The 26,623-nt window shown below is 45.5% G+C and carries 21 protein-coding genes; 4 read left to right on the forward strand and 17 right to left on the reverse strand.

Annotated elements, in window-relative coordinates; genetic code table 11:
- Positions 1 to 421 precede the first annotated feature (421 nt).
- Positions 422 to 1,339 (forward strand): acyl-CoA thioesterase, encoded by a 918-nt coding sequence (locus tag IEU85_RS04225; protein WP_188355021.1) that lies wholly within the window; start codon positions 422 to 424, stop codon positions 1,337 to 1,339.
- 76 nt (positions 1,340 to 1,415) lie between these two features.
- Here IEU85_RS04225 and IEU85_RS04230 read toward each other — a convergent pair whose 3' ends face one another.
- The 13 genes from IEU85_RS04230 to IEU85_RS04290 form a co-directional block, all read right to left on the reverse strand.
- On the reverse strand, positions 1,416 to 2,495 hold the full coding sequence (locus IEU85_RS04230) for a hypothetical protein (protein ID WP_188355022.1): 1,080 nt from the start codon (positions 2,493 to 2,495) through the stop codon (positions 1,416 to 1,418).
- A 54-nt stretch (positions 2,496 to 2,549) separates the two neighbouring features.
- Complete coding sequence (locus IEU85_RS04235; protein WP_188355023.1) at positions 2,550 to 3,083, reverse strand: DUF3180 domain-containing protein; 534 nt, start codon at positions 3,081 to 3,083, stop codon at positions 2,550 to 2,552.
- Positions 3,084 to 3,171: 88 nt separating this feature from the next.
- The gene (gene folK, locus IEU85_RS04240) at positions 3,172 to 4,248 is read right to left on the reverse strand and encodes a 2-amino-4-hydroxy-6-hydroxymethyldihydropteridine diphosphokinase (protein ID WP_188355024.1); all 1,077 of its coding nucleotides are present in this window, start codon (positions 4,246 to 4,248) and stop codon (positions 3,172 to 3,174) included.
- 93 nt (positions 4,249 to 4,341) lie between these two features.
- Positions 4,342 to 5,229 (reverse strand): dihydropteroate synthase, encoded by an 888-nt coding sequence (gene folP / locus IEU85_RS04245; protein ID WP_229714751.1) that lies wholly within the window; start codon positions 5,227 to 5,229, stop codon positions 4,342 to 4,344.
- 182 nt (positions 5,230 to 5,411) lie between these two features.
- The gene (folE, locus tag IEU85_RS04250; RefSeq protein WP_188355025.1) at positions 5,412 to 6,023 is read right to left on the reverse strand and encodes a GTP cyclohydrolase I FolE; all 612 of its coding nucleotides are present in this window, start codon (positions 6,021 to 6,023) and stop codon (positions 5,412 to 5,414) included.
- A complete protein-coding gene (gene ftsH, locus IEU85_RS04255; RefSeq protein WP_188355026.1) occupies positions 6,023 to 8,290 on the reverse strand; it encodes an ATP-dependent zinc metalloprotease FtsH in 2,268 nt (755 codons plus the stop codon). The genes folE and ftsH overlap by 1 nt, the downstream gene beginning before the upstream one ends.
- Entirely contained in the window at positions 8,287 to 8,853 is a 567-nt protein-coding gene (hpt, locus tag IEU85_RS04260; RefSeq protein WP_188355322.1) for a hypoxanthine phosphoribosyltransferase, read from the reverse strand. The genes ftsH and hpt overlap by 4 nt, the downstream gene beginning before the upstream one ends.
- A gap of 194 nt (positions 8,854 to 9,047) precedes the next feature.
- Complete coding sequence (gene tilS, locus IEU85_RS04265; RefSeq protein ID WP_188355027.1) at positions 9,048 to 10,127, reverse strand: tRNA lysidine(34) synthetase TilS; 1,080 nt, start codon at positions 10,125 to 10,127, stop codon at positions 9,048 to 9,050.
- A gap of 109 nt (positions 10,128 to 10,236) precedes the next feature.
- Complete coding sequence (locus IEU85_RS04270) at positions 10,237 to 11,706, reverse strand: D-alanyl-D-alanine carboxypeptidase/D-alanyl-D-alanine-endopeptidase (protein WP_188355028.1); 1,470 nt, start codon at positions 11,704 to 11,706, stop codon at positions 10,237 to 10,239.
- A gap of 167 nt (positions 11,707 to 11,873) precedes the next feature.
- On the reverse strand, positions 11,874 to 13,655 hold the full coding sequence (locus IEU85_RS04275; RefSeq protein WP_188355029.1) for a hypothetical protein: 1,782 nt from the start codon (positions 13,653 to 13,655) through the stop codon (positions 11,874 to 11,876).
- A 10-nt stretch (positions 13,656 to 13,665) separates the two neighbouring features.
- On the reverse strand, positions 13,666 to 14,517 hold the full coding sequence (locus IEU85_RS04280) for an ABC transporter ATP-binding protein (RefSeq protein WP_188355030.1): 852 nt from the start codon (positions 14,515 to 14,517) through the stop codon (positions 13,666 to 13,668).
- A gap of 86 nt (positions 14,518 to 14,603) precedes the next feature.
- On the reverse strand, positions 14,604 to 15,845 hold the full coding sequence (locus IEU85_RS04285) for a glycosyltransferase family 2 protein (protein WP_188355031.1): 1,242 nt from the start codon (positions 15,843 to 15,845) through the stop codon (positions 14,604 to 14,606).
- Entirely contained in the window at positions 15,845 to 17,410 is a 1,566-nt protein-coding gene (locus IEU85_RS04290; protein WP_229714752.1) for an AI-2E family transporter, read from the reverse strand. Before IEU85_RS04290 ends, IEU85_RS04285 begins: the two co-directional genes overlap by 1 nt.
- A gap of 99 nt (positions 17,411 to 17,509) precedes the next feature.
- Here IEU85_RS04290 and IEU85_RS04295 point away from each other — a divergent pair, with 99 nt between their 5' ends.
- From IEU85_RS04295 to IEU85_RS04305, 3 genes are all read left to right on the forward strand, one after another.
- Positions 17,510 to 18,388 carry a glycosyltransferase family 2 protein gene (locus tag IEU85_RS04295; protein WP_188355032.1) on the forward strand — a complete coding sequence of 293 codons (879 nt, stop codon included), beginning with the start codon at positions 17,510 to 17,512 and terminating at the stop codon, positions 18,386 to 18,388.
- 218 nt (positions 18,389 to 18,606) lie between these two features.
- Positions 18,607 to 20,280, forward strand: a complete 1,674-nt coding sequence (locus IEU85_RS04300; protein ID WP_308469297.1) for a BCCT family transporter — start codon at positions 18,607 to 18,609, stop codon at positions 20,278 to 20,280.
- Positions 20,281 to 20,579: 299 nt separating this feature from the next.
- Positions 20,580 to 21,287, forward strand: coding sequence for an MIP/aquaporin family protein (locus IEU85_RS04305; protein ID WP_188355034.1), 708 nt, complete (start codon positions 20,580 to 20,582; stop codon positions 21,285 to 21,287).
- A 111-nt stretch (positions 21,288 to 21,398) separates the two neighbouring features.
- On the opposite strand, the gene mtnN is transcribed toward IEU85_RS04305, so the two are convergent.
- The 4 genes from mtnN to IEU85_RS04325 all read right to left on the reverse strand — a co-directional run bounded on the left by mtnN (position 21,399) and on the right by IEU85_RS04325 (position 26,605).
- On the reverse strand, positions 21,399 to 22,103 hold the full coding sequence (mtnN, locus tag IEU85_RS04310; protein WP_268234209.1) for a 5'-methylthioadenosine/S-adenosylhomocysteine nucleosidase: 705 nt from the start codon (positions 22,101 to 22,103) through the stop codon (positions 21,399 to 21,401).
- 53 nt (positions 22,104 to 22,156) lie between these two features.
- Positions 22,157 to 23,299: a 3-deoxy-7-phosphoheptulonate synthase gene (locus tag IEU85_RS04315; protein ID WP_188355035.1), complete on the reverse strand. Its 1,143-nt coding sequence runs from the start codon at positions 23,297 to 23,299 to the stop codon at positions 22,157 to 22,159.
- Positions 23,300 to 23,493: 194 nt separating this feature from the next.
- A complete protein-coding gene (locus tag IEU85_RS04320) occupies positions 23,494 to 24,621 on the reverse strand; it encodes a 3-deoxy-7-phosphoheptulonate synthase (protein ID WP_188355325.1) in 1,128 nt (375 codons plus the stop codon).
- A gap of 223 nt (positions 24,622 to 24,844) precedes the next feature.
- Positions 24,845 to 26,605, reverse strand: coding sequence for a zinc ribbon domain-containing protein (locus IEU85_RS04325; RefSeq protein WP_188355036.1), 1,761 nt, complete (start codon positions 26,603 to 26,605; stop codon positions 24,845 to 24,847).
- Positions 26,606 to 26,623 lie beyond the last annotated feature (18 nt).

Here is a 26,623-nt window from a genome sequence, read left to right on the forward strand (position 1 = left end):
CAACAACCACAACAACAACCAACACAGCACAAGCCACAATGCCCAACACCATGCCAGCGAGACCACGCCGTCTCACCACAACCTCCAGAATCCGACATATGGAAATGCATTCATTACGATAATACCTCTCAGCAATGCTAAAACAAACTTTTTTTAAAAAATTTCTAAAACACTGTATCAAGTGATGCATGTACATTCGGATAGTAATGCAATATGTTCATAACAATGCATTGAAAAATGCCCATCACACTTGTCCAAATATAATCGTTACCATGATGACAGCATTAACAACATCGCATGAGCTAACCCATAAGGTTCTGAAATAGTATGCTTTACGCGCACACGTCATAACCAGCATTGACGCTTAAAACATGCGGTCTGGGACACGTTTTCGTCAGCTCGTTACTGATATGGAGAATTTATGAAATCAGAAGCTACTTCCCCACTTGACCATGTTATTGATGTACTGCAGTTAAGCAAACCAACCATTAAGCACGATCACACGTATCTTACTGGCGAAAGTCTGTATTTCCCGACTGGTCGAGTATATGGTGGACAAGTTATTGCACAATCAGTAATGGCCGCAGCAGCAAGCGTAGAAACTAACCGCTTACCAAATTCTATTCACGGGTACTTTATTACGGCTGGAGATATTCACCAAGATGTGCATTTTGATGTTGAACGACTGCGCGACGGTCGTTCATTTTCAGCACGCCGCGTCAATGTTACTCAAGATAAAGGCGCAATTTTAACAGCCATTGCCAGCTTCCAAGTGCAAGGACAGCCAGGCATTACTTTTGCTGATGCCATGCCAAACAATGTGCCTGACCCCGAAAGCCTGCCTTCTGCTAAGGATTTAATGGCTCCTTACGCGCAATACTCAACATTTGCAAACTATTACGTAAACCAGTCTCCATTTGATATTCGACATGTAGAAAATACGGTTATGCTTGGTTCTGACGCTACAGCAACTGCACATGACACCGGTCACCAAATGGTGTGGATGCGCGCTGATGGAGCTGTTAATGCTCCACAAGTAGTACACCGTGCGTTATTGGCATTGGGTTGCGATCAGATCATGATGGAACCTGTAGTACGCCGTGCAGGATTGAGTTTTATGACTAAAGGCATGTCATACGCAACTATCGATCATTCCATGTGGTGGTATGAGAATATTGATATGAGCCAGTGGCATTTGTATGTGCAGGATACTCCCGTTGCAGCACACGGCAGAGGGCTTACTCATGCCAAGGTATTTACTACAGATGGTCGTTTAGTTGCTGCCATGGCGCAGGAGGCTATGGTTCGCGTACCAGAACCTGAAACTGACAAGCAATAGTAAAATCATTACACCCGTGCACTAGTACACGTCTAGCCGACACGGGTGTATTCATAATTTCTCTGCGCGTAGTGTATTACGATCTCTGCTTAATATACTGCTCCAGCACATTTGCATAATGACCAACGGTCATCGTTTGTCCATCACGCAATTCTGTTTCATCATCCAACTTCGCAACATTCAGTGCTTGCAAGGCACTATCATGCTGCGAGTCGCCTACAATCCATGATTGTGCAAACTCAGGGTCAATATGCAAGACGCACGGGGTCGGAGCTGCCACAACTTCTTGGGCACGCATTTGCTCACGAATCCACGTAATTAAACTTTGTGTATTATGAAATACCAACATATTGGAATCTGCTACTATTTCAGCGATCTGTTGGTATGTTGGCATAAGAGCATTATTATCCCATTGCTCACGCAGTGATCGCGCAATATCCGCCTGCTCGCTGTTGACATCTGGTGATGTTGTAGCAGCAAAAATGCCATGCAGTCCAGCATATATCTGAATTGGATTTTTTTGAATATTAGATCTCGAATACACTTGTGACACATACCATGCCACGGGGTTTGCACTATGCGTTTTGTATGGTTGATTACGCTTCCAATTATGAGTTTTTCTCACATCAATAATTGGTTCATCATCAACTTTCAAAGCACGAACCAACGTATGCTCATTAACACGCTGCCAAAGTCCGCGTGCATCCTTGAAACGGCGTGCATTGCCAGAACCATCAGCAGCACTATGGGCAGCTTTTTGGCACAGCGCTTTGACTGTGATAGTCCGTGTAAAGTCACCTCGAGTGCGCACCGCCTTACTAATACTGTTACTATTAGATGTACTGTCAGACGTATGCTCACTATCTGAGGTTTGAGTTTGCTCATCGGCTTCTGCCGCAGGATATTCGACATTGGCACTCGATTGCCCCACATCGGTTTCTATACTATTGCCATCAAGCAAATCTACAATATCGAGGAAGAGATTAGGACGATTCTTTACATACCGATCTGGTGTCAGTGGGTATTGATCGCGCGAACCATACACGCGCACACAGGTAAAATCTTCCTCCGTGGTATTTCGTGCAGATGGGGCATGCTGAACCCATAATGCAATAGAAGTACCGTCATCTAAAGGCTCACAAATAAAGTTAGTCATACCTCTATTGTGGCACACATTTTCATACAATGGTGGTTTTTACTTAGTTTTCTTTTATATTGTCTTTTGTTCGCGCTGCTGCATTTCCGTGACTGCAGAACGCATCATCTTACGCTGAGCTTTAATTTGCGGATGCTCCGGTCCTTTATTGGGAGGAAGTGTGCACCAATGCTGCCCCACATATCCAGCAATAATATCAAGCACACACACTACTGCAGCAATAGCGCACTGTATACCAACTTCATGGAAATACTCAATTTCCCAATGCGGTATACAAATAAGTAATTGCCCTGCATACCAGCCAACTAATATACTTGCACCAAGTGTCAATGCCTTAGCAAGCACCAGTGTGAGCACAGCGCGATTGGCATCAATATATGGGCGTTTCCCATCAACATACTGCTTAACTTGCCAAGAAAGCACTAAAACTACAACACCCAAGCACACTAGCACAACATCGACAAACCATGGGGCTCCTAGCATAGAGAACGCACTGCGTTCAACCAGTGATGCCACGCTTACACCAAAAGTGCCGCCGATAATAATAGCGACAACAATATGCCACCATGCTGTGTATTGTGCTTTCATTCGCCTATGCTCCCTATGCTTACCGCCATGCTTGTGTACTGCAATCTCCTCTTACTGTACTTGAAATACGTATGTCATTGCTACACAATTAGTCGATATGCGCACTATCCCCCAAAATCCAACTCTGAGACACCAGTGTAACAGCATGAGCATCAGGAGTATTCGGTAATAGTTCTGCAACTGCTCCACTGTGAGCACCAACCAGTTGGGCATCTGGGTCTAGCGCTAGCCAAGGAGCCAACACAAATGCCCGCTGCCAAGCTCTTGGATGCGGCAACGAAAGCATAGGGTCACTGTTTGTAGTATGGTCAAAGTCGATTATATCGAGATCCAAAGTGCGATTTGACCAGTGCTTATCGCGTCTTCTACCAAATGTGGCTTCAATAGTTTGTAAGGTGTGTAGCAAAGTACGCGCGTCAAGCATGGTATCAAGCTGTACTACTGCATTATAAAACTCCGGCGTACCGTCAGGCATGCCCCAAGGTTGAGTGCGGTACAGCGGTGAAATACCACTAATCTGATTGCCCGGTATAGAGTCAATAGAGACAATTGCGCTACGCAGTGTTTGTTCCACATTGCCAATATTGCCGCCTAATGCAATAACAGCATGATGCATACTTGGTTCAGCATTACGCTCATTGCCATACTCGGCGCGCTCAGTATGCTCAGCATGCGCAGTGTGCGAGATATGCTCACTTAAGCTACGTTGTGTGCTTTGCAATGTTGCATTTTGCTGTTCATGAGCTAACGAGCTTACTTTTGAAGCAATACTTGGCTCAGTTTGCCCCGACAATAGCCAAGACTCAATTTCTTGTGCCCGAGTAATCGTCACACTCACATCATCAAACGGCACAGTAATAGGAGCCTGCGGTTTATGTACGGTAACGGTGACCTGCTGCACTGCGTGTGATTGCAAAATAGCATTCGCAATACGTTGAGCTAGCGTTTCAATCAGATCAACATGCTCACCCTCAATAATGTGAACAATACGATTAGCTATCTGCCCGTAATCCACGGTATCCGTAATATTATCGGTTGTTGCTGCAAGCCGTGTATCAACCTGCATCACAACATCGACAACGAATGGCTGCGCAGTGCTGTGCTCATCTTCAAGTACGCCGTGAGTTCCTTCGGCTCTAATCCCCGTTAATTGGATACTATCCATACACACTCCTTAACGCACTCTGCTCTTTGCAATTGCTCGGTATGATAATTCGCTACACATCTCAGACACTACAGTATCTATCTCAGCATCTACCTAATTATTCTGATACTGCTTCCATGCTTGTACAGTTGCGATAGCAAGTTTACTCGCTGCCACATTATGTACACGCACTGCCCATGCACCATGGAGTGAGCAGAGCGCAGAAAGTGTTGCCGTCACATAATCGCGCTGCTCATTCGTTGCTTCAAATCCACATTTACCAGCAAGTGCTGCAGTAAAACGCTTTCTCGATGCACCAATAAGCACGGGGAAACCTAATGTCTGTAAATTATGTAAGCCCGTCATTAAAGGCATGTTCAGGTCAATTGTTGGCTTGGAAAAGCCTAAGCCCGGGTCAATTACAATATGGTCAGAATCAACGCCTGCCTCACATACAGCATCAATCTGTTCGCGTAATTCACCCATCACATCTGCAAGCACACCATGCTCATAATGCGCAGTATCTGCATCAGGCACGCGACTTGTACCACCTTGTAACCAACCACGCCAATGTTGAAGAATATACACGCATTCGTATTGCGCCACAACATGAGCAATTTGCGGATCTAAAAGCCCTCCTGAGACGTCATTAATAATACTTGCTCCAGCATCAAGAGCAGCCTGTGCCACACTTGCTCGTGTAGTATCTACGCTGATAATGGCTCCTTGCTCGGCAAGCGGTTTCACAGCACGCACTACGCGCTGTAATTCTTCCTGCTCATCAACTCGTATTGCACCTGGTCGCGTAGATTCCGCACCAATATCAATAATATCGGCGCCAGCAGCAATCATATCCTGTGCGTGTTCAATGGCTTTGTCTGGATCCAACCACAGCCCGCCATCGGAGAATGAGTCTTGGGTAATGTTCAGTACTCCCATAACCAACGTTTGCTGTGGATTCATCAGCTGTTCAAGCGAAAGCGCCATGATATTCCCTCCCATTTGCCAACACTACCCTATAGGCTTTTCGACCATATCATATGTTGAACTTTGCTTCTGCTACTCGTCCACAAACACCCTGCGCATCACAGGTATACAAAACCGCCCAAACTCATGATGAATTTGGGCGGAATAATCAATACTGCGTGTATCACTACTGTACTCTGAGCAAGCTGTGCCTAGCGCTAATGCTGCAAAATAAGGCTCATTGCTTCACTTCTCAACGCTGGATCTTTCATAATCCCTCGCACAGCAGAAGTAACTGTTTTGGCTTGCGTCTTACTCACACCACGCATAGACATGCACAGATGCTCACACTCCGTTACCACAATAACACCGCGAGCACCAACCACATCCATAAGCGCATCAGCAACCTGCTTGGTTAAGCGTTCTTGTACTTGGGGGCGCTTTGCATACACATCAACCAGTCTAGCCAGCTTGCTTAGCCCTGTTACTGTGCCATGGCTTGGCACATAGCCAACATGAGCAACACCATGGAATGGTAACAAATGATGTTCACACACCGAATACAGCTCAATATCACGTACTAATACCAATTCTTCAGTATCAACCTTGAATCGAGCTTGCAAAACATCTTCTGGCTGTTGATGCAATCCAGCAAATATTTCACGCGATGCACGAGCTATGCGATCTGGCGTATCAAGCAATCCCTCACGATCAGGATCTTCGCCAATTGACTTAAGGTATAAGCGCACAGCTTGACGCACGCCCTCTTCATCAAAGGACGATACTTGGCTGTGTTCACTTGTCAGCTGTTCCTGTTCGTGATCGCTCATCAACGTACTCCAAATGGTGGTTGTTGTGGATTGCCTTGTGGTGTGTCGCCAGATTGTGGCATCTGCGGTGGCACAACATTACTAGGTTGTGCATTGCCAAATGGTGGTTGTTGCAACTGCTGTGGCTGTGTAGCACCGTCGGCTGGCACGTCTTGATTTTGAGGCGCATTACTTGGCTGCGCTGGAACCTGCTGACCCATACGCTGAGCTAACTGTGCTGGAATTGGCACAGGAGGAATATCAGAGTCAGGGCGAGCATCATCAGATAGCCATAGCTGGCGCTTTGGCGCTTTGCGAATTGGAGCAAAAATAGCAGCCAACTCTTTCTCATTCAGCGTCTCTTTGACCAGCAATTGACGTACCAGCTCATCGAGAATATCACGATTCTCATTGATAATACGCCATGCCTCAGTATGCGCAGTTTCCACTAATGCCAGCACTTCATCATCAATGGTTTGTGCGGTGCGATCAGAGTACTTGCGAGGCTGCAAACCATCCATCACCGTGGTCTGATCGTCATCATCCGCCCACTTAATAGCACCAAGTTGTGAGGAGAAACCAAATTCCACAACCATCTTACGCGCAATATTGGTTGCTTTTTCAATATCATTTGAAGCGCCTGTGGTCGGATCATGGAAGACAATTTCTTCTGCTGCACGACCGCCCATAGCATATGCCATCTGGTCGAGTAGCTCGTTGCGAGACTGTGAATAGCGATCGCCTGTTGGCATTACTGCCGTGTAGCCTAAAGCACGACCACGAGGCAAAATAGTAACTTTTGTTACTGGATCGGTATTATGCAATGCAGCGGCTACCAGAGCATGGCCGCCCTCATGGTATGCCGTATTGCGCAACTCTTCTAATGCCATACCCTTAGAACGACGACGAGGACCTGACATTACGCGGTCAATTGCTTCATCGATAGCACGGTTATCAATCAATTGCGCACCTGCACGAGCGCACAGCAATGCAGCTTCGTTAAGCACATTAGCCAAGTCAGCACCTGTGAATCCTGGAGTGCGCACAGCAACCATATGCAAGTCAACATCGGGCACAAATGGCTTGCCTTTTGCGTGTACCTTCAAAATTGCTTCGCGGCCTTCCAAATCTGGGGCTTCTACAGCCACTTGACGGTCAAAACGACCAGGACGCAGCAATGCCGGATCAAGTACATCAGGACGGTTAGTGGCGGCAATAATAATCAGATTCGTATCGTTATTAAAGCCATCCATCTCTACCAGCAGCTGATTCAACGTCTGCTCGCGTTCATCATGACCGCCACCCATACCAGAGCCACGGCGACGACCAACCGCATCAATCTCATCGATAAAGATGATTGCGGGAGCATTCTTCTTGGCTTCATCAAACAAATCACGTACACGCGAAGCGCCAAGACCCACAAACATTTCCACAAAGTCCGAGCCAGCCATGGAATAGAATGGCACACCAGCTTCACCTGCAATTGCACGAGCCAGCAATGTCTTACCAGTACCCGGAGGGCCGTAAAGCAGCACACCGCGTGGAATACGAGCGCCAAGTGCACGATACTTTGAAGGATCCTTCAAGAAGTCTTTAATTTCTTCAACTTCCTGAACTGCTGCTTCTTCACCAGCAACATCTGCAAACTTGGTATCTGGAGTCTCTCCACCGGCAAGTTTGCCGGAATTCTTCTTGCCACCCAGACCAAACATACCACCGGCAGCACCTTGCATACGGCTTAATAGCCACCAGAAAAGCGCTACCATAATAATCATTGGTAGCAGCGAGCTCAGCAAATACGTGAGCATACTGGTCTGTGGCACGGTACTTGTCCACCCATTTGGCAAGTTTGCCTTTTGCACAGCTTCCGAGATCTGCCCGCCTTGTGCAAATACATAATAGAATTGCACATTCTTGCCGTAATTACGCTCACGCCCAGTATCTGGATCTTTGCGCACAAAATCGTTTTCGAGCTTTAAGGTAACGCTTTGCTTATTTTCGGTGATTTCAGCAGATTTTGCTTTACCGTCAGCAAGCAGTTGCAAACCATCTTGAGTGTTAATAGTTTGCGTGCCTGTCATTTGCACGAATTGCATAGTGCCGAATGCCAGCAGCATCAGCAAAATAATCCACAGCCATGGTTGCTTCCATACACTGCGTTTATTGTCTGACGGTTTTCTATTATTAGCGTTATTTGGCGTGTTATCACGCTTATTACTACGATTTCGGTTATCTCGCCCACCTGGGTGCAAGAATGGATTTCCGTTATCGTTGCCAGGATTGCTCATGCTTCCTGCTCTCCTTGGTAGACTTTCGGATCTAATACCGCAATTGAGTCAAGATTGCGATATCGTTCGTCGTAGTCAAGGCCAAAGCCAACCACAAACTTATCTGGAATGACGAATCCCTGATACTTTACATCAACTTTGACTTCATGGCGTGCTGGCTTTTCAAGAAGCGCAAAAATCTCCACCGAAGCCGCACCTCGCGCACGCAATTCCTTCACCAACCAGTCAAGTGTGATGCCTGAATCAATAATATCTTCAACAATAAGCACATGCCGCCCACGAACATCAGTGGTTAAATCGGAGCGTACAGTAATCGTTCCGCTACTTGAAGTGCCAGAGCCATATGATGACAGGCTCATAAAATCTATATTGGCATGAATAGATAATGCTTGTGAAAAAGCTGCCATTGTATTGACTGCGCCTTTTAACACAGCAATCAGCAATGGTTCCTTATCTTTATAGTCAATGGATACTTGATCAGCAACTTCTTGAATTTTAGCTTGAATTTGCTCGTGAGTAAGTAATACTTCACTTATATCTTGGCTAATATCGGCAATCTGCATGCACTCAATCATGGCACAACTTGCAGACGCACACGGCACAAACACATGGAAAAACACAGCACTTTCATATGTGCTTGCTTAACGTAAAGAAGTTCTTACCAGATACACGTATACAAACGTAAATCGCAGTCGAGCGCTGCTCAGTATAGTCAAACAATTGCGACGCTAAATAGTCAAACAATTGCAACGCTAATCTACTGCTGCACCACCACTAATAAACTTGGATGACCTTGCCTGCCTACTACCGTATGCTGGTTAATCCACACATCGCCTTGACCATGCCAATTTGTGAGCAACTGCCCAATAGCCTCAATTTGTTTTGAAGTCGCTGGAATATTGCACGCATGGAGCATATTTACAATAACACGCATACTCATCGCTGGGTGTTCTTGTTCTAACGCTTTAGCATCAAGAACTGCCACTGTGCCCTCTTGCTGCCATTTCGCTCGAGCAGAATCTCCAGTAACCAAAAGCTGTTCAGTCAGTTGCTGCGCCTGTTGCTGTAAATACTCGTAATCGCGTTGCGCCAAGACACTTGACCGCGATAAATGTTCAACCATATCCGCATGAACAAAATGATTCAAATATGGCAGTAATGCTACGCGGATACGCGAGCGCAATGGCAAATCGGTAGATAAACCGCCTTCATCAGCTTGCTCACCATTAGTTGGATCATCCCACCATTCGATTTGCTGTTCTTTACAAATTTGTGTGGTTTGTTCCCGTGTTAATTCCAGCAAAGGTCTAGCAAATACGATTCCTCCGCGGTCGTTGTATTGTGGCATACCAAGTAATGCATCTAAACCAACGGTGCGCAGCACACCCATCATTACTGTTTCTGCTTGGTCATCTTTGGTATGTGCCATCAATACCACTTTGCAGTTGTGTTCTCGCGCAATATGCCATAAGGCCTGATAGCGTGCGAAACGGGCATCTGCTTCTGTTCCGGCACCGGTATTACCCACTTGTACACGCTGAGTAATAACTGGATTCATACCAAATTCGGTACACGTTTGCGCAGCATGTTCAGCTACAGTATCTGATCCAGCAATCAGCCCATGATCAATAATTATTGCCCCACAGCGCAACCCCATCATTGCACATACTTTGCTGGCAACATAGGAAAGTGCAAGCGAATCACGCCCACCTGAGCATGCCACCATCACGAGCGGAGCATCAAGGTCTGGCACGTGTTCTCCATGCTCTTTTGACGCAAACCCATCAAGCCCTAGTGTGGTGAGTACATGACGAGTAGCGCCAATAGCGGCTTTCATGTCTGCACTGTAGCCCATTGTTACCTCTCGAATCAGCTTCGCATACCCAGCTTGCACACGTGTATTAAGTGAAATACGTCATGCACGCTAGAGCACGTTATGTACTGTACTACAACTGTGCAAGCGCACCAACAAACGTATCAACTGCTTGCATTGCTTCCCACATGTTTTCTGGATTGTTGACCAACACAGCAAATGTGAGTGTACCACCATGCGTGCGCAATACATTACCGGTCATCGAAGTTACATTCCCCAATGTACCGGTTTTCAAATGAATCTGTCCTGCAACACTGCTTGAAAAACTACGATGCAAGGCTGTGCCGCTTAACCCTGAAACAGCAAGTGAGCGAGCTACTACTTGTGCCGGCCCTGTCTGTGTGCTTCGCTGCTCAATATCAATAAGTGTGCGAGCTGTAAGCGTAGAACCTGCGGAAAGACCAGAACAGTCAGCTAAATGCAGCCCCCGTGTATTTATCCCTGCTTGGCTCAACTGTGTGGTTACTGCTGTAATATCACTAGCAATGCTATTGCCCGAATGCGTAGCTAAAGCAGTTAATCTAGCAAATAATTGTGCAAGTGTATTATCAGAATTTTGTAGCGTAAATTGCAATATTTCTCGCAATGGTGCTGAGCGTACCACACTCATAGCGCTGGATGCACTGGCATTGGCATCAAATGGCTCACTTGTAGATTGCACTGTATCTACTACAGTAATACCAGCTGCAGCAAACTGATTGGCAACTGCTTGAGCAACTTGCAATGCGCTATTAGCAGTGCTCGGTGCATATGCCCCTACTTCGTCTGGGTTAGCTGGTTTTGCTAAACCTTGCCAGTTCCTGCCTTCATCAATAGCCATAGATGACAGCGGCGCCGCATAGAGCAAACCATCTTCCATACTGGCAACTCCCTGCGGCAACCGCTCTGTACCAAATAATGAGTCGTCATATTGCAGTTGGATCTGGCTAATGCCTAGTTGTTGCAATTGTTGTACAGCTTGGTTTACTAACGTAGCAATACCAGCCCGACCATTGATATGATCTGGGTCGGATTGTCCTGCTCCAAGCAGCATATCGCCCTGCCCCGTAAGCACAACATGTACTGGCTGCGTAAGATGTTGCGGTGATGAAGCACCTCCTTCAAGCCACAGCGTAGTATCAAGCGTATCGCTCATATCCAAAACCTGACTGGCTGCAAATGCCGTCAGCGTTTTCGCAGTAGACGCAGGCTCACGGACAGTATCCACATCGTGTTCTGCCACAATATGACCTTGATCATCTGCCACTGCGATAGAAAGCTCCCGACCCACACCCTGGCTCGATACGAGTGCGTCTACCAGTTGTTGCGCACTCGTAGCATCAAGCGCAACATGTGAATTTGGCGTAATCAATGTGTCAGTACGCATAATTTGTCGTGCAGGATCTAAAGTAATACGACGGGCGCTTTGCCATTGCAGTACATGCATAGACGCGGGCAATACTCCTGACAAATCCGCTAACACATACGTTATAGATAATGCCAGAGCAACCGTAACACTGATACCAATACGGAGTATGGTTTTATGTGTATTACGCAATGCCATACGTGCTCCTGCCGTTTCCTACACCATCCCAGGCTGTAAACCACATTCAGTTTACAAACTATATTGACTATAGACGGTCGTACCCCAACTACTATGTGCCCCACACGAAGTACATGCAGGGCACATATGAACCAATATTTCGGACAACATTCAACAGCTGTCAAACATCATCGCATAGATGCAAAATTCGTCACAGCTTGCACCAGCTGTAGCTCACGAGCACGCATAATGATTGCTGCAAGCCATACACCAAGTGCGCTGAAGAGTACACCGGATACTATCGCAGTTACGCCTATAATCCAAAGAGACCAACCTTGAGTCAACACTGCCACACTGATTGCAGCCGTTGGCGCAGCAACTACTATGGTAACGAGCATTGAAATAAATGGAAACAGCATTTGCGCACCAATACGACCTTGGCGTGAAGCAAATGGTTTATCAATAGAGGCAGTTGGATACGGCAGCAATACTGCAAGCATTTGTGCAATACCAGCATTTGCCAGCACAAAACTTAAAGCTACGCAGGTAAATACTCCAGCAAGCTGCGCCGAAAACGCATTTTCCCAAGCACGGGAAACTACAAATGCCACACCGCAGCACACCAATACTGCAAGTCCAGAAATTACCGCATTAACAATTGCTCTGCCTAGTCTGTCTTTATATGCCGGAACAGCACTTAAACTTTGGAAAATAAATGGTGTGCCGTCGAGCGCAACATTATTGGACTCCATCATGGACATAAACCAGGCAACTAATATTGGCGCCATCCACATAATCATCATTTGACCGGTACTATAAGCTTGTGCGCCCATAATAACCAAAAACACCACAGGCATTAGGAAATTCAGCATTAGCCGAGGGTCGCGACGCCAATACACTGCACCACGGGCAATTACAGCACCGATGGCATTATCTGGCACGCGAGCAAAAATACCAAGACCGCGAGCGCCAGTGGATGCCTGAGCTCCTTGTGCGTGCAATCTGGTATACCGCATGCACCACATCATTACCCAAAGTGCAAGCGCAACCGCGGCACATGATATTGCCAGTTTCAGTATGACAATGCCAAACTCGCCTGCTACCACATGAGCAGGAATACTCATAGCAGCTCCAAAAGGTAACCATGAGCAAATCTGGGAAGCAGTGCTGAAAGCGCTAGTTACCAGCATTGAGGAAAGCATTGCCGTATCAGCTGTATCAGCTACATCTGACTGGTATGCTCCTGAGAAACTCATAAGAATATTAGGTAATTGGGCAATGCAAATGAACAAACCGAGTACTACTAGATAATAGACTGTTTTGCTTTTCGTTGAGCGAATAAACGTAGCAACTAGCGCTACAATCATGCTGCATAGCGCCACCCACACAATCAGCGTAAGCAAGGCACATACAAAGGCGACAATCATAATGCCGATGCCATACCAGCGCCAGGCACTACTAACAATCAGCAGATCAGCAGCTCCAATAATACTTGGGAAACCTGTAAGCATTGCCGCAAACACACCAATTTGCATACGCGTATCATCGATGCCAAAGAGTGATAGTTGCTCGACATTCAAGGTAGATCCATTACCGGAAAACATGAGCTGGAACAGCAGAATAATCAGTGCAACAATTGTTGCGATAAGGGCAAGTTCCAATCCCCACGCTTGTGCGCTGGCAATGCGTAGCGCACCATGTTGAGTGAGTGTTACATCGGTGGTAGTTTCTAATCCAAGCAAGTGCAGGCTCAACGATGGTAGAGCTTCAGCAAAGAAATAGCAGCCAATCATCATGCCAATTTGCATAATTGCGCCGATTACCAGGCTGACAATAACCCAAGCACTAGCACGCATATTAGCGCGCGTTAATGCCCAACGTAGTGCGATAAAGGTTCGGATAGTTGTGCCCAAGCTGGTATCGAGGTGCGTTGTACCAATTGGAAGTTTTTGAGGCTGTGTGGAAGTCATACTACACCTCTTACTGCTGTACTGCGTTTTGAGCAGGCACGTTTTGTGTACTCTCAAAACCAGACTCATCTTGAGCTGCTTCATCTTGTACTGGCTGCTCGCCTACCCCGCCAAGCCAAGCAAAACCTTGACTTTCATGTCTGCCGCCAACCAGCGAGAAGAAGCGCTCCTCCAAATCCATACCGTCAGCCACTTGAGCAACGGTGCCGGATGCAAGTACTTGTCCATGTGCTATGACTGCCACGTGTGTGCAAATTTTTTCCACAAGTCCCATCACATGCGAGGACACAATAACTGTGCCCCCTGCGCGCACATAGGTTTGCAAAATATCTCGAATATTTGCACTTGACACAGGGTCTACGGATTCAAAAGGTTCATCAAGCACCAAAATTTTTGGAGCGTGAATCATGGCTGTTGCCAATGCGATTTTCTTCGTCATACCTGCTGAATAATCCACAACGAGTTTTGAAGCATCACCCTGTAAATCAAAAGCTTGCAATAAATCATGTGCTCTCTCTGTAGCAACATCACGCTTCATGCCGCGCAGCATTCCAGAATAAACCAGTAATTGTAGACCTGTAAGCCTATTAAATAGCTGGTCGGCTTCCGGCATTATGCCGAGTTGTCTTTTGGCAGCAGCTGTATCACTCCACACATCCTGCCCAAACACATAAGCATTACCCATATCTGGGCGCAGCATACCGGTGAGCATGGAAAGCGTCGTTGTTTTACCAGCACCATTAGGTCCAACTAAGCCATAACACGTGCCTTGAGGAATTTCGAGATGCACATTATTAACAGCAACTTTTGTACCAAATCGTTTCACTAAGCCTTGCAATGCTACTGCCAAGGTTTCTTGCATATTCGTCCCTTACTGTAGTGCCTGTACTGCTATACACAGTACAGGCACATCTCAACATAAGTGAACTATCTCACATACACGTAGCATTATGCGGCACTTTTTGCCTTGCCTTTATGCTCGATCGGCTTCCAGCCTGGCTGAGAGAACATTGCTTGGAAAGAAATAGGAATATAACTAATCAAGTAAATCGGGAAACTCAAACAATATGCCACTAATTCCAAATTCGTAGCATCAATACGATCACGTTCTGCAATGCAAGTTAGCGCGGCTAGTCCCATCAACGCTAGCACTGCAAGCAGTCCAGAGGAGACACCACTATACAGCGATGCGAACTGCGATTGCCACGAGACGAATCCCAGTAAAGCAAAGAGCGCACCTAATACCAGGCGGATACCCGTGAGTAATGTAAATGGGCAAATCAGCAATGCTAAATCAATACACGAAAAATCACGCTCAGTAATAGCACGACGAATCATTGCAGGACCGTAGTAGCGGAATACTTGTAAAAAACCACGACTCCAACGCAGACGCTGTCTCCAGCTTTGTCTAAATGTCACTGGCTGCTCATCATACAAAATTGCTGTGCCACAATAGCCAATTTTGTCTCCATGCAAAATAGAGTCCAGTGTAAATTCCAAATCTTCGGTGAGTAAATGGAATTTCCAACCCTCATTACGTTCCATAATTTCGCGAGAGAACATAAATCCTGTACCACCCACATGGCAGTTCGTGCCAATTGCCATACGCGAATTGTTTAAGAATCGTGATTCACGCACAAACCACAGCGCAGAACCGGAAGATACCCAATTCTCATCAAAATTCACAGAATTACGATAGCTGGTCAAAATTGGGTAGCCTGCATGGAAGCCATTATTCATCTGCATAAAGTAGTCTTTATCCAGCAAATTATCGGCATCAAAAACAAAGAATGCATCATACTGTTTTGCAACCCCACGGTCGATCATGGTGTTAAGCAAAAAAGTTAACGCGAATCCTTTGCCAATCTGCGTCTGATCAAAACGCTCAACTACATGGCAGCCTTTATCTCGTGCCAGTTGTGCAGTATCATCCGTGCAGTTATCAGCTACAATCCAAATATCAATAAGCTCTTTAGGATATGTCTGACCCCAAATGCAATCAATTAAATTACCAATAACTGCCTGTTCATTACGCGCAGAAATAAGCACAGCATAGCGCTTATCACATGGTGCTTGTGGAAATTTTTTTACCGGAGTAAACAGTCCCATCACAATACACACCAGCTGATAGAGCAAACCAACTGCACCGATAATAAAAATAAGAAAGTCAATAATTGACAGTAATGCCATTATTTCCACGCTCCCCGTGCGCCACGACCTTGTGTTGATTCAGTTGAATGCTTGTTGTTTTTCTTAAACTCTTCACGAGAAATTGCAACAGTTTGTGAATCATCTAAATCTTGCTGACGTGCAAAAGGCACTTTGGATTGGCGAGAAATCTGATCAAGCTGCTGGTGCAAATACACTAACTCTTCATCGACACGACCCTCATCAAAACGCACTCGCGCAGAAGACCCCTTAGCAGCACGCGGCAAACGGTCAGCCACTTTAGTCACTTGTTCAGAGATACTCTCTACACCCTGAATTACCTTGGACTTCTTCACTGGCTTTGGATCAGTAAGTAATGGCGAATCAATAAGCTCATAGCGGCGAGTATATGCCTTGAATACTGCTTGGAAACTTGCAGTAAGCGGCAAAGCGAGGAAAGCTCCTAAAGCTCCAAAAATAGCGCCAAGGGCAAGCACAGAAATAAATGCAATTGCAGGATTGAGATCCATAGTGTGCTTGGAAATTGCCGGAGAAAGCAACAAATTTTCAATCTGCTGGTAAATAATAATGTATATCAGCACAAACAATGCTTTCATAAAGCCATTAGTGCCCAATGCTGACAATACTGGAAGCGCTCCGCCAATATATGTACCAACTGTTGGCACAAACTGGGAGACCAATCCGCAGAAAATAGAAAGTGGCAACCAGTATGGCACTTGTAAATACATCAAAAACAGTGACATACATACACTTGAAATAGCTGCCAAAATAATACGCGAATACAGGAAGTTAGAAATCTGATCTTGAACAACTGTCCATACCACAAGGAATCGTTCCTGCGAGCGTGGAGCAATCCACTGACACATACTGCGTCGCATAGCAGGCAATGCTGCAGAAATATAGTAGGTAACCAGCATTACAGTCATAATGCCAAGCAATGCAGAAAAGAAAGATGCCGTAGTGCTTAAGGCCTGATCTGCAAAATGTGTGACGGTGTCCGTTTTGATACTGCTGAAAATTTCATTACTAATTGCTTGTATATCTGGTATTTTCCAGCCGGTCTGATGCTCAATCGCATCTACAATCTGGTTATAGGTGTCTGGTACAGAACGAACCATTGCTACAAGCTGCTGCACAAACATTGAACCAAATAACACCAGCAAGCCAATAATTGCGACCAGCAAACCAGTTAATGCTACTGCTGATGCTGCCCCTCGTTTCCAGCCATGGGCTACAAGCCAGCGCACAATCGGCTCAACTGCAAGGGCAATAAAAAGCGAGATAATAATATAGAGCACGATGCTGTCAATACTTGACCACGCATTCCATACAAATACAAATACTACTATGCCGATCGCAGTGTATAGCAGTGCTCGACTAAACCATTCTGGCGGTCGCCTTGGGTCACCTTTTCCAGGGAATAGCGCTCCTAGATCGAAGCGGTCAGAATTTTCCTGTTGATAAGAGCTTTCCTGCTGATAAGAGGTAGTTTGCTGTTTTTGATCAAGCTGTTCTTGACCAAGCTGTTCTTGATTATGCTCTTGCTGTTGCCCTTGCATCGTATGCCCATGTTCTCGTGCACTCATAGGCATAATTATCGTCAATCACACTGACATACACATGTCTATTACAAGAGCATTCGCTATGCTGGTGCAAGACTACGCCCTCACGTACAGTGGTGTATTGTGCTACGAGTATCACTGATTATTCCTGCATACAATGAGCAAGAGCGCATTGCTGATTGTTTGCGCAACGCGATTATTCAGACTGTTCCTGCACACGAAATTCTTGTAGTAGACAATAAATCTACTGACAATACAGTGCAGGAAGTTGAGCGAGTTATGGAGCAATATCCTGACGCTCCTGTGCGCCTGCTACACCAAAATGCGGAGCAAGGGCTTGTACCTACGCGTAATTTTGGATTCGACCATGCAACTGGGGATGTGCTGGGTCGTTTTGATGCAGATTGTATGCTCCGCCCTGATTGGGTTGAGCAAGTGAGTGCTCTTTTTGAACATAATCCACAGGCTATGGGCGCTACTGGCCCTGTGACGTATTACGATATGCCTGCCAAGCAGTTCAGTTTGCGGTCTGATGACTCTGTTCGACGCCACACATTCCGCGCTGAGCATAATGAAGTGCTGCTTTTTGGCTCAAATATGGCTATTCGTGCTACAGCATGGCAGCAAATTCGCACATCAGTATGTCGCGATGAAGCAGATATCATGCACGAGGATATTGATCTTTCCCTGCATCTCCTTTCTGCCGATTTAGCTACTGTGTATAGCAAGCATATGGTTTGTAGTATTTCGGCACGTCGTATGGATACTTCATTTTCCTCATTTATCGCATATATGAAGCGCTTTAAGCATACTTTTAAGGCGCATCCTGATCATCGCCGTAAGCGCAAAAGCGAGCATGTGCTTATTGCAGCGTATCCTGCTTTACACACACTGTATCCGCTATATCGTAAGTATTTAGATCATATGGATATCAATCCTGCAGAACGCATGTGGATGCGTGAACGCATCAATTTTGATATTGATGACCAGTGGTTTGATTAGCCCATGTGATGAATGTATTTGTTTAGTGCTTCTACTATGGTGTCTCAAAGGTTAATTCGTTAAGCCATGCTGCGTAATGCTCAGTAAGTCTCGTGTTGCTCGTATTAGCACAATCTGCGATGTTTATGAGTGCAGTGTGAGCTGTGTATCAGTGCTATGCAATGCTTCTTTATTTGCGTATTGCTGAAATTTATTGTCTAGTCAAGGAGCTGCCTATTGTGAGTTTACAAACACGTTTTCATCAGTTAGTAACACCCGTATTTTGGATGGCTTTAGCCATAACTTTACTCACTACAGCATTGGCGCTGATATTTCCTCAGCCTTTCCAAGCAATTACTTCGGGGACACGCGCTTGGATTGCCGTGAATTTCGGCTGGCTTTATCTTGTTATTGTCACCTTTATGGTTGGCGTGTGCCTGTATTTAATGATTGCTCCAGCAGGCAAAATTCGTCTTGGTGACCCTGGTACGCGCCCAGAGCATAGCACGTTTTCCTGGCTTGCTATGCTTTTTAGCGCAGGCATGGGCATTGGTTTAGTCTTTTATGGCGCTGCTGAGCCGTTAAGCCATTTTGCTATTGAAGCACCTGAAGCTCAGCTCTATAGTCGCCAAGCATTACGTGATGCATTGCGCTATTCGTTCTTCCATTATGGTATTAACGCTTGGGCAATTTACGCGATTGTTGCGTTAGCACTGGCGTATTTCCAATTCCGTAAAAAAGAACGCACGCTTATGTCAGTTACCTTAAAGCCGTTGTTTGGCAATGCCATGGAAGGCTGGAGCGGCAAAATCGTGAACGCGCTTGCAATTGTTGCCACAGTTATTGGTGTGGCTACTACATTAGGCTATGGTGCTGCTCAAATTAATGGTGGTTTGCATTTTGTATTTGGTGTACCAAACACTATTGGTATCCAGCTGATTATTATTGTCGTCGCCACGGCATTGTTCTTAGCATCAGCAGTTTCCGGCATTGGAAAAGGTGTGCGCATTTTAAGTAATGCCAATATTATTGCCGCAGTTATTTTGATGGTTTTGGCCCTATTTATGGGTCCTACTGTGCGTATTTTGAATATGCTTATCTCTACAACAGGCGACTATCTTAATAATTTGCTGTCTATGAGCTTCCACTCTTCCCCATACGTGCCAAGTGAGCAAGCATGGATTCGTAAGTGGACTATTTTGTACTGGGCTTGGTGGATTTCATGGTCACCATTTGTCGGTATTTTTATTGCACGCATTTCCAAAGGTCGCACTATTCGAGAATTTTTGATTCATGTATTAGTTATTCCAACCGTCTTTTCGATGCTCTGGTTCACCGTGTTTGGCGTGCTTTCTACTGATGCCGTGTATACAGACCGATCTATTGCTAAGCAGCCGATAGAAACTATGCTCTTTGCCACATTCCAGCACTATCCGCTTGGTATGCTGATGTCTATTGTGGCAATAGTGCTGGTGCTGGTATTTTTCATCACTTCCGCTGATTCTGCAACGTATGTGTTAGCCATGCAATCAGAAGATGGCTCTATCAATCCGCATAATAGTGTGAAAGTAATTTGGGGTCTGATTCTCAGTGCTATTGCAGCAGTACTGCTAGTCGCTGGTGGTTTGGATGCATTGCAAAATGTGTTGATTATTGTGGCATTACCATTCTCTGTGCTACTGCTCCTCATGACTATTGCTCTTGTCAAAGAGCTGCACTATGAAGCAAAGCAAATGGGATTGGAAATTAAACCAGAAACCTACCCTACTAAGGGAGAGCCGTTTAGATCCTACGAGGATGAAGACACTGAGGTAGAAGATATTGTTGTTGACGGCGATATTGTGTTAGAAGGCACTGATCCCGTGCTGGAGATTACCAGCGGCAAAGAGTTTGTTCCTGATGCGGTGAAATAACACATGCGCAGTGAAATAAAACGGCGCATGCTCAAGATACACAATCGCATATTGCGATTGTTCTATAAGTAATTGCGCTGTAAGGATAATTGGTATGTGATGTTTATCGCACACCAATATGTGAAGGAAACTTGAAGTTCAACACCAACCCAAGGATAATAGGTCAGTGACCTTGCAATTTGTGTAGCCATAAATCATAGTGAAAACGATAGCGATTTACCAATGTGAAATAGCCTTGCTTTCACATCACTGTCAGCTACACAACACTTAGCAAAGTAGAGAAGTAAAGGATAGAAAGTATGGACTTTCGTAAGTATCTCGCCGAATTTATTGGCACTCTTATTTTAGTTACCCTTGGCTGCGGCACTGTTGTTGGCGCTAATGCCCTCGTAGATCAGTTGGAGCTTGGTGGCAGTGCGTTGGCAGTAAGCTCAGTAATTATTGCACTTGCCTTTGGTATTTCCATTATTATTGCAGCCTACTCAGTAGGTAATATTTCTGGTGCTCACCTGAACCCTGCAGTATCCTTGGCTATGCTGATTGACGGACGCTTGTCCGTAACTGATTTCATCGGCTACGTTATCGCTCAGGTGCTTGGCGCAACTGCAGCAGCTGGCTTGTTGGTAGCATTCACTGGTTCCAATGCTTCTTTGGGTACCAATGGCTACGGCGAAGCATCTGCACTCGGCACCAATATGGGTCAGGCTTTCTTAGTCGAAACCGTATTAACCTTCTTCTTTGTGTTAGTGATTTTGGGTGTTACTGCTAAGGCAGAATTCAGCAAGATTGCTGGTCTGGTAATCGGCATTTCCTTGATGGCTGTAGTACTCACTGGTTTGCCATTCACTGGCACTTCTGTAAACCCAGCTCGTTCTTTGGGTCCAGCTTTGCTCGCTGGTGGTACTGCTCTCGCTCAGGTATGGCTGTTCATCGTAGCTCCACTAGTCGGTGGCGCTCTTGCAGCACTGGTTCACCGTGCATTAGTACGCCCAGCATTAGAAGCCTGATAAGTAGCACTACACTATAACTACATTATTAAAGTCCCACACGCTTAACCACGTGTGGGACTTTTGTATATGCTATGCATGTCTGTGCCATGTAAACTTACTGTATACGACTTACCATGCAGCAAGCATTTCAGCCACAATTTTGGCAGCAGTATCAGCATATTCACTAATATCAAAAGTATGGAAAGTTTCATACTCAGTATCAGCATTATCACTAAGCGCACGAATAATAAGTACCGGAATACCACAGCGTGCAGCTACATGTGCTACTGCAGCACCTTCCATTTCCACAGCATCAGCCTGTGTTAATGCCTTGACTTGAGCTGTTTTTTCATCACCTTCCACAAAGGTATTGCCCGTTGCAATAGTTCCTGCAATATGCGTGATACCCAGTCGTTCTAATGCCTGATGCGCATGCTCAATAAGCGCATCATCACTATGATATTCTTCGGTGAAAGGCGCTGATTGTGCAATAAGGTGCATATCAGAATCTAAATACCGCAAGGTTTTGCCAAGAACCACATCATTAATATGCAAAGCTGGGTTGAGATTGCCAGCAATACCACTAAAAATAATGACATCAGGGCGTATTTCATCTACCAGATACTGTGTGGTTGCCGCGGCATTAACCATGCCCATACCTGCAACCGTTGCACATACTTTGATAGTGTTACCAGATCTTGCAGTATACGTGCCATGAGTGATTTTAAGACTGACATCTTCACTAGTAAAAACATCATCTAAACTTTGCGCTAAATGAGCCACTTCCTCATCCATAGCGCCTATTACAACAATTCGGGTAGGTGCAGTATTCACTCTATTCCTTTTCTATGCTTCTATTCCATGCATGTAATTGCTTATACAGCCAACTATGACCAGATTTCTTTTGCACGACGAGTACGCACTGCCTCTGCAAGTTCTTCTAATAACTGCTCACTCGTTTGCCAATCAATGCAGCGGTCGGTAATTGAGCAACCATACTTAAGTTCGGCAAGTGGCGCCGGCTTTTGATTACCGCCTTCAATGAAGCTTTCCATCATAATGCCTGTAATCCCCTGCTCACCTGCAGCCAAGCGTTGAGCTAAATTGCGCACAACTTCAGCTTGGCGTACCTCATCCTTACCTGAGTTGCCGTGAGATGCATCTACTACAACACCATGAGCTGCCGCACTATCAGCAGGCATATCACGGCGAATAGATTCATTGGCTAATGCCACACTTTCTGCGCCATAATTAGGGCCGTGGACTGAACCGCGCAAAACCACATGGCAGTCAGGATTGCCAAGCGTTTCTACAGCTGCTGCTCTACCTAAATGGTCAATACCAAAGAAAGTATGACGCTGGCTTGCTGCAATACAACCATTCGTGGCAGCTTTTACTGAGCCATCCGTAGCATTCTTGAAACCAACCGGCATCGATAAACCACTAGCAAGCTGACGGTGAATCTGGCTTTCGGTATTACGCGCACCAATAGCACCCCAAGTCACGGCATCAGCAATAAACTGAGGAGAAGTAGGCTCTAAGAATTCTGTCGCAGCAGGCATACCAGCACTGAGCACATCGAGGAGTGTTTGGCGAGCCAATACCAGTCCTTTGCGAATATTGTGCGAACCATCAATATCAGGATCGTTTATAAGACCTTTCCACCCTACTGTGGTACGCGGCTTTTCAAAGTATACGCGCATCACAATCATCAGGTCATCATTCAAACGGTCGCGCACAGTAGCAAGGCGATGCGCATAATCTAGCGCTGCTTTAGGATCATGCACCGAGCATGGCCCAATTACTACAAGTAGCCGATCATCTTGTCCATATAGACATGCGCGCACTTGATCGCGGCTCTTCGCCACCAGTGTGCGCATATGTGCGTCAAGAGGCATATCGCGCAGTATCTGCGCAGGGGTAGGTAGCGGATCTAATTCCAATACACGCCTGTTAATAATGCGGTCAATACCGACCTCATCTTCCCAGCGGCTGATACTCGCATCTAATAGTGGATTATCTTCCCCCATGACCACCCCTCCAGTCTGTATACAAACTCAGTATCACAACTATCTACATGCAATTGCCTGTCTGCCAGTGTAGCCCAGACGGTAACCACACGCTAGACGCTATGCATATACGCATTTATGGCAATATATACAAATGTAATGCGTGACGTATTGTAATCAGGCAATATAGTCAGATCTTGCAGTCATGTAATGCGTTAAGCGTTGCGCTGGTGCATACTGCGCGCTAGCACCTCGAGCAGCTGTGCTGTCTTATCCCATGGCACACAACGGTCAGTTACTGACTGCCCATATGTGAGTTGATCAAGTGGTGCTGGCTTTTGATTACCGGCTACTAAGAAACTTTCCATCATGATGCCCGTAATCCCCTGCTCGCCTGCTGCCAGACGTTGGGCAATATTTTCAATCACTTGTGCTTCAACAACTTCATCTTTACCGCAATTGCCGTGAGCTGCATCAATGACTACACCGTGCTCACCAGCACTGCCAGCATGAGAAGCACGCAATTGTGCTAATGCCTCCTGTACAGATGCTTCATCATAGTTTGGTCCACTAGAGGAGCCGCGCAACACCACATGACAATCAGCATTACCTTTTGTTTCAGCAGCAATAACTTGACCATCAAGGTTGATTGATAGGAAATGGTGCTCGTTGCTAGAAGCATAGCAGGAATCAGCAGCAGGTTTAATAGAGCCGTCTGTAGCATTTTTGAAACCAACTGGCATCGATAAACCACTGGCCAGTTCTCGATGCACCTGACTTTCGGTATTGCGAGCGCCAATAGCACCCCAGCTTACCGCGTCAGAAAGGTACTGTGGTGTAATAGGGTCAAGCCATTCCGTAGCCACTGGAAGCCCCAGTGCTAGCACATCGGACATGATTTTGCGTGCTAAAAACATGCCTTTACGAATATTAAATGTGCCATCTAAATCCGGGTCGTTAATAAGACCCTTCCAACCAATCGTAGTACGAGGCTTTTCAAAGTACGTGCGCATTACGATTTCAAGATCATCCTCATATTGATTGCGCAGCGCTGCCAAATTATGTGCGTACTCCAAAGCTGCCTTTGGATCATGAATAGAGCATGGTCCGACAATAACGAGTAATCGTGAATCTCTGCCATGGAGAATATCACGTATTCTATTGCGCGATTGTGCTACCACATCAAGTTGTGCGTCAGTGAGTTGGATATCGTTAATAAACGAGCGCGGGGCTGGAATCGGGTCGAGTTGGCGAATATTGATGTCCATGGTTTCAGGAAATACTGCACGCTCGGATAATGTACGGCGTTCATCAGTGCTGCCTGGTCCTCGCAAAATTGCCATCTCTCCTCCAATCGTCGCTACATACCTGTGCGCCACACTACTACTCACCATAACGAGTTTGCTCGCCAACTATGGCAATAACGCTACAGCCCTAAGTCCTCATAACTATAATCGAGTTTTCGATATGAGAGTAATTCTTGTCCAAATTCTTTTGAACGAATATTGCACAAAGGGCGCATCCACACAGATACGCCCTAAGTACACACAGTCTCTTGCTATGATTTTACTCTTCTAGTCGCGTGCCACACTTTGAGCAGAACTTTGCCTGTGCCGTTCGTTGCCTTGCTCCGCAATTCATGCAGAAAGGCAAGTCAGCTTGTTCTTGGTTCTCAGCGGATACGACTGGAACAGGCATAGCATTGGGAGCAGCTGTCGTATTAGCAAACGGCATGTTGCTTGTAGGCGTTTGCACCGCAGGAGCAACATTCATGGTCTTGCCCTGCCACGGAGTAGCTTGCGCCTTCGCACGCTTATTGCGCAGTTTTTTAACAATCAGCAGCACGATAAGTACAACGATGATGAGCAACAATACGGTTGCAGCGATCAGTACTACAATCCACCATTGACCAAGCTCATGTTTTACCAGTGCTAACGTACTTGTAGCCACGCCTGTGGCAACGACTACAACATACTTATTATCGGTATCTGCGAATGTGAGCATCGTATTGTCGGCAGAGAGCACCGGAATTATTGAATCATTTTCGACGGTAGCACCTTTAATTGGGTAGTCAATTGCTTGCTCATTACTAGTTTTTAAGTCTTTTACCACAAATTTACTAATCTTCTTACCCTTTTGCTGTGTAGTAAAGAAATAGCGACCATTATTAGAAACTGTATTTAAGACTGCTCCGCCATATGATGCATCAAGCCGAGTTGAATATGCTACTGCTAATGATCGGTAATCAATAACATCGACTTGAGAAGACTTCCCTAGAGTATCCGTTGATCTAGTTGCATATACATGATGTGCGAAATTATAACCAATTAATTCACTATCGCCAGTAATTACACCTTTAAAGTAATTCGTAGGTACTGGTTGCTGATGTACTGTTTGTTGCTTCACATCAAGTTGAACAAGAAAGCCCTTATCTTCATCATCTTCCAATCTATAGCCGATATATGGTATGCCTTGTTCATCGTAACCAAGCAATATCGCATTGTACACATCAATATCAGATATAGTATTTTCAATATTCCATTGAGCAACATACTGACCATTTGATGTATCGTAGGCTTCAACCAGCAGACGATTGTCGTCAGAATCATCTTTGTTGATATGCACCACCAAAGCACCATCAAGGCTAAGCATGTATCCATCAAGTGACATTGGAGCACCTATTTGCCGATAGAGATCATCTGCATCTACGAAATCAGGTAACACGAGCTTTCGAGTTTGTGTAGTCGCATGTGCTCCATCAATGGAAAACACGTTGAATACATTATTATCAGTTTGATCTTGCGAAATAAAAGAGAATGTGGCATCTAGGACATCCTGCTTCAAAAGTGCGTTGTTAAATGTAGGATTATTTAAAAGACGATTCCATTTTCCGTTGGGAAGTGGAATTTCTGCAGTTTTACCCTTATCAAGATAGGTAATTTTTACGCTGGACACATACCCTTCGTCTGAATTGTCATATTGTATTGTCACTACTGCATTATCTTTATAATCTGGCAAGATAATATCTCTTTTTCCCTCTTTAAAAACTTCTTGCTTACCAGATTGCAAATTACGTACAGAGATTTTCTCTGATCCTTGTGAGAAAAGATACTTGCCATCAACACTAGTGGAAGCAGTATGCACCCTCTCATCTTTATTAAACCCTAATTCCTTAAAGCTCAACACATACGGTACTCGAGGTTCCGATGACATTGCATGAGCCTGCTGAGGCACTACCAAAGTTGCGCATAAAGTCAGCAAAGCCAAACAGAAAGATAACAATACTGCAACAATCGAAATACTTCGTTGAGCATCTTTGCTACGCATAATAATCCTCTCTCAAAC

This window comes from Galliscardovia ingluviei, from assembly GCF_014635685.1.
GTDB classification, from domain to species: domain Bacteria; phylum Actinomycetota; class Actinomycetes; order Actinomycetales; family Bifidobacteriaceae; genus Galliscardovia; species Galliscardovia ingluviei.